Here is a 14,198-nt window from a genome sequence, read left to right as displayed (position 1 = left end):
TTGTCCACCATAGGTCTCGTGCTCCACCGATCGAGCTCGAGAGCAAAGATCTTGGTTTCAGGGCGCGACAGCATCGAAGTAATTGACTGTGTATCAGCAGCCATTGAACGCCCAACAAGACCCGCCAAGCGGTCTCTCTTGTCTTTCGCATTCAAGCTTGGTGACCGGCTTTCAGTCCGCCAGTCACGATCGACTTCAGGAAAACCTTCTTTCCAAATACCCCTTTTTTGCGACTCAGCAACCTTAGCATGATGCTCCCGCCGTAGACTGCCCTCGCCTTCAGCCGAAGGCAGGCCATAACCATCATGGATCATCCGCTGGGAAAGACTCTCGCCCGACTCGATCGTCGCATTCAACACCGTCTCGCCATTCTTATTTAATTCAATCGCCAAGCCCATATTTTTCAGGGCATCTCCACGACCAAACCGCGCTATCAGAGCTTCCAGGTGTCCTTTCGATTCAGCCCCAGCATCGAGTTTCCCATTCTTAGTTTGTTGACCTGCGGCCGGAACCGTTAAACCTTCCAAACGCAATTGAACAAACTTTCCGGCTTCAGCGTCTTCTTTGCTGTTTGAAAGCCTCAAGTGATTTCCGTCGGCAACTTCGATATGGACAGAGTCCGCACTACCACCAAGATCTAGATGATATTCTTCACCCGACTTTCCCTTGGATTTGTGGATAGCAGTTCCACTCTTATCTCCGTTATTGCGCTCCGATTCCGGAATCCTCGACATGACCTTTTCATCGATCAAATCTGGCATCCGATCAAGGGTCTCCCGACGATACTCTTTAGAAAAGAGCGCCAAAGATCCTTGATCAGCTGCGTTACTCAGCTGCCCATTCTTGTTATATTTTGGATAATTGCTGTGTATTTCTGCGGCGCTACGTTCCATGACAGCAAAGCTCGCTGCAAGCGAGTGATTGCCCACAATGCTCTTTCCAGCGGCAAGCCGATCATAGTCCCTCTCGAATGTCTCTCTTGCCTTCCGGAACAGGGCCACAGGCTCATTTTTTACCTCACGTCGCTCCTTCGGTGATAGCGAATGCAGCCACTCCGTCATGACGGATGGGCTATACGCCTTATTGTCAAGAGCCTGCAATCCAAACTCCAGCTGACCGCCACTTACCCTTTGGACAACTTCCTTTTCACCGTCACCATTGGTTACTTCTCTCGGGATCGAAAGTCGAGAAAACCTGATGATCGCATCCGGTTCATGGGCCAGGCGACGTCCCGTTTCGCGAAGATTCTGAAACCTATCGATCTTGAGATAAGTGGGTGTATCTATATCGTTGGACTTTTTGGAGCCATTATTCTTCGACTCATCAATTACAGTGCCTTCTGCAAAGATGTCAGCAAGAGCTACGGATCTTGCCTTCGAAGCTTTGGATTTCAGATCACTCCTGTCTAAATCGACAAGAAGTTCATCATCTATTTTATTTCGATCATATAGCCCAACCTCGGCAATAAACCGCGGATTATTGAAGTGCTCTGCAACAGCTTCCTGGCGGACCGAAAGAAACTCGTAGTGATCTTCAATATTTTTGCTTTCCACCATAGCGAAGCTGATAGCAGCTGTCGCACGTGCATAGGTAGCAACGCTATCGATCCTGTCGTGGAATTCTCCGGTTTTCTCATCATGAAAGACCCTCTGCCTCACGAGATTCCTTTGGCGAACGTAATCTCCATACTCGCCGTCTTTTGGGTCTGGCCGACTGATCCAAGCGAAATCTACCGCAAGAAAGTCTCCCACATCTTTCAGCTGATCACTTCCAACAAGGCCATGAGCCCTGATGTATCTTGCACACGCGATACGTTCTGCCTGAAGCTTGGCAACGACATCCGCATCTGACGCAACCGGAAACCCAGATTTCCACTTGGACACTGCATCAGTGTAGCGATCGAGAACCGCAAGATTTTCATGGACGCTCTGCTTGGCATCAAAGGATTTTGGCGTGTCAGTTCCAAGCACCAAAGCATCTTCAACGTCATTATCAAAAGGATCTCTATCAGATGTCTTCTGTTGAAACGGAGCATCTGTCTCTGTGTAATAAGCAGTGCCGTCAGGTCCCACATTAATTGTCGACCCAGTAGCCGTAAAGCTCTCTCTATAACGATTTCTCGACTTCTGAGCGTGATCATCATCTCCGGACTCACGCTTGATGCCGGCGGCAGCAAGCGCTAGCTCGTAGTTGAAACTATTCTCTTCTTCTTCCATCGAATTCTCCGTTAAGCTCGCTCATCGCCAAGAGAGCGACGATGATATGTTGTTTTGCGTCGATCAATCATGTCTGTTGCGCGGTCTGCGATGCGCGACTGTCGCGCTGCATCGAGTTGATAATTCGGATACCGAAGAAGTTCAGATGCAAGTTCCGAAACAACGCGACTGGCATCCTCTTCGCGCGCCCTCCAGGCTGACCATTCCGTCTTTGCAGCCTGCAAAGTAAAAGCCATCAGACTTTCCGGAACCTTCACGAAATCGGGAAGATATCTAAGTCCAAAATTTTTGCTAGAACGGTCCCAGTCTACTGCATGAGGGACATCTGCCCCGATCAATGCTTTCGCCAGCGTTTCTACATTATGGGCATCTGAATCAGCCTCTCCCTCAGGAACAGCATAGAGATATGTCCGACGCTCTGCCGGAAGCACCTCTCCGAGCATGAAATGTCGGTCAGATGTGCCAGCGACTTCGATCGCCGCGAATGCGACATCAAGGCGGTAATTTTCTTCAGTTTTTGTCATCTGTTCCATACATCTGATATAGGTGCCCGAGACTGGCACCGCACGTAACACGGAAAAAGCAAATGGCGCAGAACACACTTTATCTTTGCGAAAAACCAGACCAAGGCAGGAAAATTGCTGAGGCGCTTGGCGGCGGCAAAAAGGTCGATGGCGGCATCACTGGTGAAGGCTGGTCAATCACGTGGGGATTTGGACACCTCCTGACACCCTATATGCCGCACGACTACAACCCAGATTATAAGCGTTGGGAATGGGAACCGCTTCCGATTGTACCAGCAAAGTTTCTTTTTAAAGCCAAGGATGGATTGGCAACGCGGCAGATCGGTTTCATCAGAACTTTGATGAAGCAAGCAACCGAAGTCGTCATCTCCACCGACCCTGACCGTGAAGGGGAGCTCATTGCCTACGAAATTCTTAACGAGTTGAAATGGACTGGTCCAACGCAGCGCCTCTGGCTCTCTGACCTGACTCTGCCTGCGATCAAGAAAGCATTGGCCTCCCTCCGAGATGCTGCCGAAACTAAGCCGCTCTATTGGGCTGCCATGGCGCGAACCTATGCCGACTGGATTGTTGGGATGAACATGTCTCGGGCGGCGACATTAAAGCTCGCGGCACCTGGTGGAAAACCGATGTCAGTCGGCCGAGTCCAGACGCCTGTCCTGGCCATGATTGTCGATCTCGAACGCAAAGTTACAGGCTTCAAATCCGAAGATTATTTCGAGATCAGCGCAGCTGTTCAGACCGCATCGGGAACGGTCGCCATGAAATTTGCACCGCCGGCCGAAAAGAGGATAACAGATCTCGCTCAGGCGCAGGCCTTGTTGGCTCGATGCCAGGGCGCAAAGGGCGCTCTCAGCGTGAAGACAGAAGCCAAAAAGCAGGCGCCCCCGCCCCTACTGGACCTAAACGCGCTTCAGCAGGAGTGTAACTCACGCTTCGGCTGGTCGGCGGACAAAGCGCTCAAGGTCATGCAGGCTCTCTACGAAACTCACCAGGCCCTGACCTACCCGAGAACGGACTCCCAAGCCCTTCCTGAAGAACACAAGAATAATGTTCCTGTCATATCAAAAAACCTCGGAGCTCTGAGTGAGTTCAAGCATCTTGTCACAGAATCATCCTCTCTCATCGAGAGGTCGACGGTCTACAACGACAAAAAGGTAACAGCACACCACGCGATCGTGCCGACAAATCAGGCTACAGATCTCTCGAAGCTTACCGTCGACGAAAAGAAACTCTTCCTTCTGGTCGCACGCTATTGGTTCGCAGCTCACCTGCCTGACATGGAATACCTTCAGACCACGATTACTCTCGACGCAAACGGTGTTCCGCTGCGGGCAGGCGGACGTCAGATTACCAAACTCGGGTGGCGTGAAGCCTTCTTGTCTCCAACAGGACAGGAGCAGGATGCTGCCGAGGCGGAAGAAGGGGCTGAATCCGAGACAGAGGACGATGTCACACTTCCACCGTTAAAAGATAGCGAGAACGGCACAGTCACAAAATCACAACTCGACAAAAAGAAGACAAAACCTCCGGCGCGCTTCACAGAGAGATCTCTCCTCCAGGCCATGAAAAACATCGCGGCCTACGTTGAAGATTCCGCAGCAAAGAAGAAGCTCAAGGAAACATCAGGAATCGGCACGCCAGCAACACGGGCGAACGTCATCGAAACGCTAAAGGTTCGCGATTACATAAAGATCAAGAAGCGTCAGATAAGCCCCACGGAGACAGCATTTGTGCTCATCGATGCAATGCGCGCAACGGCGCCCGGCTACGCTGACCCTGCAATGACCGCACAATGGGAAGACGTCCTCGAAATGATCTCTCAAGCGGAGAACATGGATCTGATGAAAAAGTTTGTCGGGGGTATCGCAGGAGTTGTTCGCACTGACGTCGCAGCAATCAAAGACAGTGGCATCAAGAAGATGGTAGGCACACCAAAGCCTGGCGCAAAAGTGTTTTCCGGACCCAAGCTCGAAGGCGACTGGAAGGCCAAAATAGATAACGGCACTCCCATCAATGTTCCCTTCGACGACAAGACAAAGGCAAAAGACATGGGTGCCCGTTGGCACGCCGACAAGAAATCCTGGGTCATCCCAGAAGGTGTCGATCATACTCCATTCAAATCAGCAGGATGGATCTGAGGCCTGAATGCAGTATTTTTCGATGACAGCCAGGAAAGGGTCCTCCTCAGATAGAACCTGCTATATGATCAGCGCTACGACGATTGAGGATGCAGCTCAGCGCGCAGCAAAGCTGATATCTGAAGGATTCTTGAGCCACGTCGAACTCGACTCAAAATACGCCATCAGGAGATCTTCAAGGCGCGAGACACAACTTCTTCAGGATTTTTTGAACTCATGCAACAGGAGCGACGCGAAGATATATCTTCAGAGCGACTTCGACGGTCTGCTAGCACGACGACAATCGCTGATGATGTCCTTCTTTATGGCCCTCTACCTGAATCCTGACAAGATCAGGCAGAAAATCGAGGGCACGGAGGGTGCTAAACCAAAATCGACATCAAAGCCAACGTCTGGCGGGACCGGGGGGACAGAGAAATCCAACGTCCACTCTGACCAAGAATCCACCGACTACACACACGCCGACTCGAAGTTAGCTTCGCACTCAACCGATGCACCCCAGACATCGAACAATCAAGACGTGGAAACCAGCGGTGTCGGTAATTCAGCTCAAGACAATGCCCTTGCTGCAATACTAGGATCATCGTCATCAACCGGAGCAAGCACAAGAGACCATTCGGTCGACTTGGGTGACGATGAGATGCTTTAGGTGATATGAAGTCCAGCGCCAGCACATAACAATCCGTGAACGATAGATAATCTACAGCTTTAGTTCGGATGTCGTGTTATTTCTGACATGAAATGCAAGGCCAGCCAAGGCGCGAGATCCCCTTTCCTGGATAGACTCCATATCAACGCTCATGGCTGACGACGCCACAACGCGCGACAAGGACCTCTTGATCTTCTCGACAACTCTCTTGAAGGGAAGGTCATTATCAATCCCGCAAACCTTGTAAAGCTCACTTGATGGGAGGCGAAAATCCGGACGCCGCATGTTCTTGACGAGCATAGCCTGCCGATAGAGAAATACATCAATACCCTTTGTCAGGCCACCAAGCTCACGCATATCGAGGATCGCAAACCGCGGCGGCTTCACGAAGAGCTCAGCGAAATCAGGATGAAAGCGCCACTGCGCCATTTGAAGGTCCTTGAACTTGACAATGTCAAACTCATGAAAGACAGGTATTTCTACCCCATCAGAGAAAGTGCACTTCTGGTCGCGGAGCTTCGAGATGCAGACTCTCACAGGAGCGTTCCCATTGTATAGAGAAAATCCTGATGCATGCCTCAAGTCCGAGAGCGCGGCCTGAAGGTGAACATCTACACCATTCTTGAGTGAATCCGTTGAGATCCAGAAAATTGACATCAGAACCCGCATAGTAAGACCGTCATGTTCAGACTCGCCAAATACCGGCGCGCACAACGCGCCAGGAAGCGCGAAGGCAGAACCAAAGCCCAACGCTTTGATCATCTTCTCAAAAGCCGGCTCCCGCCCGGGTTCAACCCCAGATCCGGACCGGCTGTGCACCTTGCTAACAGCCACTTCATTCCCTCCGGTGCCGACATCCCTGACCCGCACAAACACAAGATCGGTTCGCTAACTCTCGGAGGGAAACGGATTCACGACGACAACATGCCATCCTGAAGGAAAATCAGGCTCATAGACATCGGTTTGGTCTGCTTTTTCATTTCCCTATCTTCAACTCAAATGTATCAGAGAGTTGACCCCATGCTGAAAACGACCCGCAAAGGCCTGAAACCCAAGAAAATCCGTGGTCTCTCGCTGATCGAAGCGATGTTAGCACTCGGCCTGGGCGCGATCGTAGCTACATCGGGTTTCAAGGGTGTCACCCGCTATAGTGAAAGCGTTAAAGTTCAGGCGAGCGCAAGTATGCTTTCCAGGCTGACAACAGCAGCAGACAGGTATGCTGAGGATAACTTCAAGGCGCTCGTCACTGCCGCACCCCAGGAACTGCCGATTACAGTTCTCGAACCATACTATGGCTTGAATATCGGAACGGATGCCTTCAGGACAGAATACAAGATTTCGACTCGGAAATATTCCTACAAGGTTCCTGACGGCTCCGGCGGAACACGCAATGAAAATGCCCTTCAAGTCCTCCTCGTGGGCGAGCATGACGCCAAAGGTCCGATCGGGACAGATGGAACTCTTCGCGCGAGCATCGCCAATACCGCCGGCGGCGGCGCAGGCTTCGTTTCAACCAAGGATCTTACGTGTAAGAACGATGCAGGAACTGCATTGAGAAGCCCGGGCCAGATCTGCGGATCTTTCGGAAACTACTCGTTCCAGGCATCGACCTTCCCTGCAACAGACTTTGACGGCGCGCCGGCTACAACTCTGGATGGCGTCGCCTATGTTGCGCTTGTCACTAAAGGCGACTCTTCAGTCTATGGAGATCAGCTCTATCGCTACGACTTCGGCGATCCTGAGCTGAATACAATGCACACAGATCTCAATATGGCCAACAACGACATCATCGACCCGGCACAAATTACCGGTGTCAATGGTATTCAGTTTGATGGCGGCAGCCAGAGCATCACGACAGCCAAAGGCACCCTGTTTCTCGAGCCCGCCGGAACACTGTCGCTTAACCCAGGAAATAACACGATCAGGATCGACGACGACGAGGGGTCAGCTCCTATAATCGTTGGTTCAAAATCCCGCCTCCAGGTTGGCAGCACGGGTGACTGGACGAGCTTCGGTCCTCTCGCCAAAGACACGATCACAGGACAATCTGGCGTCCGCGATCAAAACGTGGGAACAGGCGACGTCTACAGCGACAAAACGTATTCAAATGTCATCAGAACCCACCAAATCAACTCACTGCACAACGACCCTTATGACGCGCTGCGCTTGCAAAACCGAGCGAACGGCGAAGTTGTCGTCGGCAAGAGAATTCGATATGCGCCCGATGGAGGGTCGGGCCCACGATACGAAATCTCGGACGGCAAAATCACAGCTCAGATGGTGACTGTTCAGGATGTGACATGCGCCGATTGCGGTGGAGCGCTGTCAAATATCCTCCCGAAATGGAGACACATGGGGACATACTACGTCAGGGATAAGATGGGTATTTTTTCATCAGGCACGCGCGTAGAAATGCCTGAATGCTCTGATAGCAGGCGAGAGCAAATTGTCCGCAACGGAACCGGCCAGGATGGATCATACAAGGAAACTGCCGCTGACAACCGCTATGAGGCGAAAATCATCATAACCCCAAAGCAGTTTGGTTTCGATGCTGGTGCGGAAATTCCGATAGTGTTTAACTTCTTCGCCCGAAGATATTCGGGATACTGGATGGTCTACCCTAGGGCAACTTCCGATCATCCCGAAGCGCCTTTCTTTGACGCAGGTGTCGCAACCGGACTTGCAGCGACATACTGCGTCTTCACCGGCGGGAAGAACTCCAACCCCGTCGTAAAAAGAAATGAACAGATGCAAAAAACATCCGGACCGAACTGGCTCAGGCTGGACTGACAATTTCGCGTCAAACAGAAGAAAAACGAACCTGACCGGCTTTTCTTCATAATTTCGACTTCGTCTCGTGAAAAGTTGGCCAACATTATCGATGACAAGTCCGTCGTAAACGAGGTAAAACCATGAACACGAGCCGTTTGATGCGCAATATCAGCGCAACAGCTATGATCCTCTCGCTGGCAGCCTGCATGGGGGCCACCACTCCTGGCGGCCCAACCCCTGGCGGCGCACAGCCTGCAAAAACCTTCATCCCTCCACTGAAGGGCATGACCTCGACAGACTACCAAGCTTTGCAAAACCGCAAAGTTATTGGAAAAGATGGCGAAAGAACCGAATTCACAAGCTTTGCGACTTCTGAGAATAATGACACCACCTTCAATGGACCGGTTGGCCGGACGACCGGCGCGATCGTCATCTCGTCCGGAGAAACTGACGGCGATACAACAAAAATTCCGACAATATTTTACGCATTTGGGCGGAACTCGGACAACGGAACATCGCATAACCCAGACTATGGAAACAGGACATATCCAGACGGCAGTTCAACCATTGAAGGAGGTCAGGAAAGCATTAACGGCCAACGGGTGTACGTTGGGCAGAAAAGGCCTGCCGGAGGCTATACCCATGTTCTCTACATCCCCCGCGGTGACAGTCAAATGTATGCGGGCGCCTACGTAAGGGATGAGATCGGCGCCGGGGCGCATGGCGTATTTGGTCGTAAGACGACAGCCTCAGAGCTTGGTATTATCACTGGTTCAGCCAACTATAAAGGCGCCGCAGCAGCTTCAGTATCGCGGTATGATGGAGTCACGGACGCCGAAAGTGGACTATATGAAGGTGAGACGACGGCCAATCTGAACTTCAACGTCAACACGATTACCATCAACGGCACCGTCAGTCGTGACCACGAGTACTCTGCCGGCCGCGACACAATCGGCATTCGGTCAAGCGGAACCTTCGACGCGAATGGTAAAATCGTGGGGACTACGACATTCGATGGCCTCAGCGCGAATGGCAAGGTCGCAACCGGCAACTTCCAGGGTAATTTCTTCGGCCCCAAAGGTCAGACAATCGGGGGGACATTCATCGGGGGCTCGAGTGCGACTGCTGCTGGCCCACAAGAGGCCCTTATCGTTGGCCACACCATTATGAACAAGAACTAGGGTTCATTATACCGCCTAAAATAGAAGCAGGATGGGGAGGTGACTTTCACCTCCCCATTTTAAATTGAGATATAGCCACCCACCCTTCCAAAATGCGATATAGCCAAAAAACCGTTTTGGAAAAGAGCGTTATGACCCAATGTTATTGAGTGAAGAGGGGTCATCATGCGAACAATCAGCACCGTTATCATCAAGCCAACAAAGGGTTGCAATGCCGATTGCAGCTATTGCTGCGCGCCGCCTGACGGGGCAAAAAAATGGAGCATCGCGGATTTTCGACGGGTTTTCGATGCGCTTGAATCGAGGTTGCACCCAAATGCGACACTGATCTGGCATGGCGGAGAGCCCATGCTCCTCGGGGCCGCCTTTTACAAAGAAGCCCACACCTACGCAACATCCAGGCATCCTGGCGTTCGCTTTTCGATGCAATCCAACATGCTCGCCTACAACGATCGCTGGAATGAACTTTTCAAAGAGGTGTTTAATGGTTCCGTTTCGACTAGCTGGGACCCCGATGAACTGTGCCGAAGCGTCAACGGAAGAACGGACGTGTATGGTCGCGTTTATCGGGACAAAATGAAAAAAATTCTCTCTGACGGGTGGCGCCCAAAAGTCATCAGCACATTTACCGAAGACACCATTCACTTGGCGCATAATGTCTACGACCAAGCGCTGACAGAATCTCGCCTTGGCCGCGTATACGACATTCGGATCAATTACAGGTATCCCGCTGGTCGAGTGTCGCTCACGGGCCCGGCGATCGAACCTTCCACATACGGCCGGATGCTGATTGAGCTCTACGATCGATGGATCTCCGATACGCCGGACTTCCTAATCACGCCGCTCGACCAGATGTTCCTCAAGGTAACAGGAAGAGAGATGGCGCGCTGTCCATGGGCGAAAGGTTGCACCGGAAGTATCATTGGCCTCGAGCCAAACTATGACATCTACAATTGTGGAGAATTTGCAGACCTAGCCGATCCCGAGTTCAGATTTGGCAACCTCTTTGACGATGGTATCGAAGCGTGCATGACATCAACGGCAGCACGTAAACTGACGCTTCGTCGCATCCGCCAGCCCAAGAGCTGTCAGAGCTGCATCCACTTTACAGAGTGTGAGGGTGGATGCATGCGAGATGCTGTCATTTTTGACCGGGGTATCTACGGCAAGTTCTTCTATTGTGAAAGCTGGCAAGACGTTTTCTCCCGCATCAAAGAAAGCATCATCACTGGTGAAGCTGACACTGCTCTGAAAAAGTTCGGACATGACGTAGATGAAATGAAAGACATAGTAGGAAACCACCTGCGATCAGGCCTGGCATCTGGACTGACGCACATGCGTCGTCCGGTTCTAACATCTGGATATATTCCATCATTTGCAACACTTCATGGACCGGTGGATTTAGTCTGATGACCTACATCCCAGACCTAGGCACTAAAGCTCGATCGAACGACAGGACGGGTCGTCCTGTTGTCGCATACTTGAAGCCTTCCGACTATTGCAACGTGGGCTGCGATCACTGCTACCTGCCAATCACTGTCCGCCAGAACAAGACAAGAATGACATTTGAAACGCTGGACAGTGCAATCAAAACCATTCGACAAATGGTCGACCGTCAACGCGCACCAGGCGCCTTGATTGTCTGGCATGGAGGAGAGCCACTTGCCTTACCTCAGGAATACTTCAGAGCAGCTTGTGAGCGCGTCAGGGAGCTTATGCCCGACGCAGTGCAGACGATACAAACCTCTCTGATCCCATATAAAGAATCTTGGGCATCGCTAATATCTGAATATTTTGATGGTCAAACTGGAACGTCTATTGATTTTTCACAGCGGAAAATCAAAGGAAATGTGGAGAAATACCATACCGTATTTCTGGATAAAGTAGAGTCAGCAAGGCGCAGCAATTTCCATATTATCCCTGGTGTTGTTCCCTCACGTGGAGACCTTGGGCGGGCTCCACATATTGCGCTCTGGATGCTCGAAAACAAGTTTTTCCAATGGAATATTGACAGATACAATAGTCACTCTGGCTTCGACCCTATGCGGCCGACAAACAAAGAACACTCAGAATTTTTGACTGAAGTTTTCGATGAAGTCATGGCCCTCTTGGTGAGGGGAACTTTCATGAATGTTAACACAGTTCAGGCTGCACTATCAGGCATCATGATGAATATCCCTGGCGACAGATGGGGTGGCTCTTGCTCCAGAGATTTTATTGTTGTGAATCCGGACGGATCAACAAGCGCATGTCCGGACAAAATCAGCTTCGAAACCGATTCAAACGTCTCTGGAGGCTTCGATGCATTCGAAGCCTCGACCAAGCGAAAGTCCTGGATCAGAAATCACCTCTCTGGGCACCGCAACGACGACTGCCCGACCTGTCCTTTCAATACGTTTTGTCGCAGCGGGTGTCCGCTCACGCCAAACACCCCTGAGACTGAAGGTGAATGCTCAGGATACAACCGTCACCTGCGACACGTGAGAACGTTCATGGAAGAGAACCACGATCTTACAGAGTTATACCTGAAGAGAGCTCAAGAATGACAATGCCTAAGCCACAACAAGCAGGCCGTCTGCCTTCAAGTCAAGCCTTCGACCACCTCATATACTTGCGGATCTTCGAAGGTTGCAATTTGCATTGCCAGCACTGCTTTATCCCATCAAACCCCAAGAAAATGAGCCTCGATGATATCGCAAAGGTCCCGGACCTGATGCGATCGAAGGCGAAAACTGGCGACAAGATCCTGGTGCAATGGCATGGCGGCGAGCCAACTTTGATGGGAAGTGCCTTCATAAGATCCGGGATACAGATTTTGGAACGCGAAGGTCCAGAATTTGACTGGCGTCATGGCATTCAAACAAACTTGATGTCGATCGATGACGCGTGGTGCGATCTTTATCACGAACATTTCGGCGGCGAGGTCGGCGTATCCTGGGACCCAAAGATCCGTCTCATGAACAAGCACGCAATCGACAGCAACGATGCATTCAACAAGCGCTTCGAGGAAAACCTCAAATTTATGACCAGCAAGGGCTTAACACCTTATTTGGTCGTGACCGCTGCAAGAACGCTCTTCAAAAACTTCCCGAACCCATTCGATTTTTTTCAACACTGGCTCGATCGTGGCGTGGAACACGTTCATTTGGAGCGCATAACAGAGACGGGCTATGCAAGGGTAAACTGGAAAGATGTTGGCTTAACCAATGCGGAATACTCTAGACTGATGTCCAAGTGGTATCGAGCCTACACATCATTTCGCAAGTCACAGTATGGAAACGCGAAGCTTTTTCTCTCACCTTTTGAAAATATGGCTGACAGCGTGGCCTCTCTCTCGGACGCCTCGCCTAGATCTCATGGCTGCTGGTCCGGTATGTGCGACACACGGTTCCACACCATTGACGCAGATGGCTACAAATTTGGATGCACAGCGATTACAAGTGAACAAGGAAACAAAAGATCAAACCACAACCTCGACCTTGGAAGCGATCTGGTAAAAATAAGAGAACTACGCCAATTTGATTGTTTTAAATGCAAATTTCGAAAGATTTGTTCTTCTGGCTGCCTGGCCATAAGCTTCGATGATGGAAGTGGTGAGTGCTCTGGCGGATACGATCTTTTCGAAACCGCGACCATTCTGAATGGCCTACAAAGCGACCTATCTGAGAAAGATAGCGCTACGCTGTCGGGAAACTTCCCAACCTTGAAAATTGAGGCACATCATGAACACAAATAAGAAAGTCGTTATGTCGGTCGCATCCATTGCTGCGGCTCTACAAGTTCTTGGAGGTGCCGCAGCGGAACAAAAAACCCTGGATACCACGACGACAACTGAGTTCTCGAAAGAGGTGAAGGCCGGCATGGCAAGTGCGCAAGCACAGATCATGATCACGAGGTCCACAGCGGTTATCGCAAACGTAGTGAAAATTGATAATCTTCTCATGGGTGAACGCTACGCTCAAGTCCAAGGAGAAGCAGCAACAAAAGCCAGCGCCTATCTTACAAAACTTCAATCCCTCAAAGGTGCGCCGTATGATGTCGCTGCCGCCAATACACCGTATTATGAAGACGATAGCACTGGGTATTCTTTAACGCTGAGCTGTTATACCAATTGTCACAATGCCTGTCATGGATCACGCGGTTGGCGCTGACAAATGATACTTGTTTCCGATTTATTGGATTTGAACCGATATCTAAAAAAAGGAGATATCTTTCATGAACATTACAGACCTCGTGTTAGATGATAAAATCTGCCTTCCAATCGCATTCGATGTGATCGTAGATGGTGAATGCTTTACGCCACCCAAGGGCCTCGAGATCATTGGCCTGCGGTGGCAGGGCACCGGCCCTCGAGAGATCTCGGATCTCCTTATCGACACGATCATCGCATACGGTCTTTCGGGCGTTGAGGTGGTCGTTGAGGTCGCACCTCATGACGAAGTGGACCATGACTACCTTCTTATGCTCGCCGGGAATGCTGGGTTTTCAGTCTCTTCAATTCCGCCGCAGACAGAAGAAGATCTGGAAGCCTGGTCGAAGCAGTGCGTGGGATTTACAACAGCATTTCTAACAACGCCGAATTTCAGCAAGACACTTTTCCCAATCAGCGGCTTCTTTTCCTACCTTATTGCGGAATTCTTCGCAGGTGCTGACAGCCTGTATCCGACTGATGAATACACAATTCTCCGCTTCGTCGAACCGACGCCCACACAGTG

The 14,198-nt window shown here is 50.9% G+C and carries 12 protein-coding genes; 9 read left to right on the top strand and 3 right to left on the bottom strand.

The features are described from left to right. Together ACOI1H_RS18985 and ACOI1H_RS18980 are read right to left on the bottom strand one after the other, a co-directional pair. The coding region (locus ACOI1H_RS18985) for a hypothetical protein (protein ID WP_422439402.1) at window positions 1-2,216 on the bottom strand (2,216 nt) is incomplete at its 3' end. Window positions 2,217-2,227: 11 nt separating this feature from the next. Then, window positions 2,228-2,740, bottom strand: a complete 513-nt coding sequence (locus ACOI1H_RS18980; protein ID WP_422439401.1) for a hypothetical protein — start codon at window positions 2,738-2,740, stop codon at window positions 2,228-2,230. Window positions 2,741-2,802: 62 nt separating this feature from the next. Here ACOI1H_RS18980 and ACOI1H_RS18975 point away from each other — a divergent pair, with 62 nt between their 5' ends. Both ACOI1H_RS18975 and ACOI1H_RS18970 read left to right on the top strand, forming a co-directional pair. Continuing rightward, a complete protein-coding gene (locus ACOI1H_RS18975) occupies window positions 2,803-4,881 on the top strand; it encodes a DNA topoisomerase 3 (RefSeq protein WP_422439400.1) in 2,079 nt (692 codons plus the stop codon). Window positions 4,882-4,945: 64 nt separating this feature from the next. Continuing rightward, a complete protein-coding gene (locus tag ACOI1H_RS18970) occupies window positions 4,946-5,530 on the top strand; it encodes a hypothetical protein (protein WP_422439399.1) in 585 nt (194 codons plus the stop codon). Between the two features lie 51 nt (window positions 5,531-5,581). Here ACOI1H_RS18970 and ACOI1H_RS18965 read toward each other — a convergent pair whose 3' ends face one another. Further along, entirely contained in the window at window positions 5,582-6,364 is a 783-nt protein-coding gene (locus ACOI1H_RS18965; protein WP_422439398.1) for a hypothetical protein, read from the bottom strand. A 186-nt stretch (window positions 6,365-6,550) separates the two neighbouring features. On the opposite strand from ACOI1H_RS18965, the gene ACOI1H_RS18960 reads away from it, so the two are divergent. The 7 genes from ACOI1H_RS18960 to ACOI1H_RS18930 form a co-directional block, all read left to right on the top strand. Beyond that, window positions 6,551-8,320 carry a hypothetical protein gene (locus tag ACOI1H_RS18960; protein ID WP_422439397.1) on the top strand — a complete coding sequence of 590 codons (1,770 nt, stop codon included), beginning with the start codon at window positions 6,551-6,553 and terminating at the stop codon, window positions 8,318-8,320. Between the two features lie 122 nt (window positions 8,321-8,442). Next, entirely contained in the window at window positions 8,443-9,483 is a 1,041-nt protein-coding gene (locus ACOI1H_RS18955) for a transferrin-binding protein-like solute binding protein (RefSeq protein WP_422439396.1), read from the top strand. 165 nt (window positions 9,484-9,648) lie between these two features. Beyond that, window positions 9,649-10,893 carry a radical SAM protein gene (locus ACOI1H_RS18950; protein WP_422439395.1) on the top strand — a complete coding sequence of 415 codons (1,245 nt, stop codon included), beginning with the start codon at window positions 9,649-9,651 and terminating at the stop codon, window positions 10,891-10,893. Then, complete coding sequence (locus tag ACOI1H_RS18945; RefSeq protein ID WP_422439394.1) at window positions 10,893-12,029, top strand: radical SAM protein; 1,137 nt, start codon at window positions 10,893-10,895, stop codon at window positions 12,027-12,029. Before ACOI1H_RS18950 ends, ACOI1H_RS18945 begins: the two co-directional genes overlap by 1 nt. Continuing rightward, on the top strand, window positions 12,026-13,219 hold the full coding sequence (locus ACOI1H_RS18940; RefSeq protein ID WP_422439393.1) for a radical SAM protein: 1,194 nt from the start codon (window positions 12,026-12,028) through the stop codon (window positions 13,217-13,219). Before ACOI1H_RS18945 ends, ACOI1H_RS18940 begins: the two co-directional genes overlap by 4 nt. Next, on the top strand, window positions 13,206-13,634 hold the full coding sequence (locus ACOI1H_RS18935; RefSeq protein ID WP_422439392.1) for a hypothetical protein: 429 nt from the start codon (window positions 13,206-13,208) through the stop codon (window positions 13,632-13,634). The genes ACOI1H_RS18940 and ACOI1H_RS18935 overlap by 14 nt, the downstream gene beginning before the upstream one ends. Before the next feature lie 64 nt (window positions 13,635-13,698). Next, the coding region (locus ACOI1H_RS18930) for a hypothetical protein (RefSeq protein ID WP_422439391.1) at window positions 13,699-14,198 on the top strand (500 nt) is incomplete at its 3' end.

The sequence above is a fragment of the Loktanella sp. DJP18 genome, assembly GCF_049310965.1.
Classification (GTDB): domain Bacteria; phylum Pseudomonadota; class Alphaproteobacteria; order Rhodobacterales; family Rhodobacteraceae; genus Loktanella.
Note: the sequence above shows the minus strand (reverse complement) of the source record. Positions and strands in the feature narration are given on the sequence as shown.

What these genes read in the sequence shown, in the direction of transcription:
- ACOI1H_RS18980 (WP_422439401.1), bottom strand. Translation starts at nt 2,740, where the DNA reads ATGACAAAAACTGAAGAAAATTACCGCCTTGATGTCGCATTCGCGGCG.
- ACOI1H_RS18975 (WP_422439400.1), top strand. Translation starts at nt 2,803, where the DNA reads ATGGCGCAGAACACACTTTATCTTTGCGAAAAACCAGACCAAGGCAGG.
- ACOI1H_RS18970 (WP_422439399.1), top strand. Translation starts at nt 4,946, where the DNA reads ATGATCAGCGCTACGACGATTGAGGATGCAGCTCAGCGCGCAGCAAAG.
- ACOI1H_RS18960 (WP_422439397.1), top strand. Translation starts at nt 6,551, where the DNA reads ATGCTGAAAACGACCCGCAAAGGCCTGAAACCCAAGAAAATCCGTGGT.
- ACOI1H_RS18955 (WP_422439396.1), top strand. Translation starts at nt 8,443, where the DNA reads ATGAACACGAGCCGTTTGATGCGCAATATCAGCGCAACAGCTATGATC.
- ACOI1H_RS18950 (WP_422439395.1), top strand. Translation starts at nt 9,649, where the DNA reads ATGCGAACAATCAGCACCGTTATCATCAAGCCAACAAAGGGTTGCAAT.
- ACOI1H_RS18945 (WP_422439394.1), top strand. Translation starts at nt 10,893, where the DNA reads ATGACCTACATCCCAGACCTAGGCACTAAAGCTCGATCGAACGACAGG.
- ACOI1H_RS18940 (WP_422439393.1), top strand. Translation starts at nt 12,026, where the DNA reads ATGACAATGCCTAAGCCACAACAAGCAGGCCGTCTGCCTTCAAGTCAA.
- ACOI1H_RS18935 (WP_422439392.1), top strand. Translation starts at nt 13,206, where the DNA reads ATGAACACAAATAAGAAAGTCGTTATGTCGGTCGCATCCATTGCTGCG.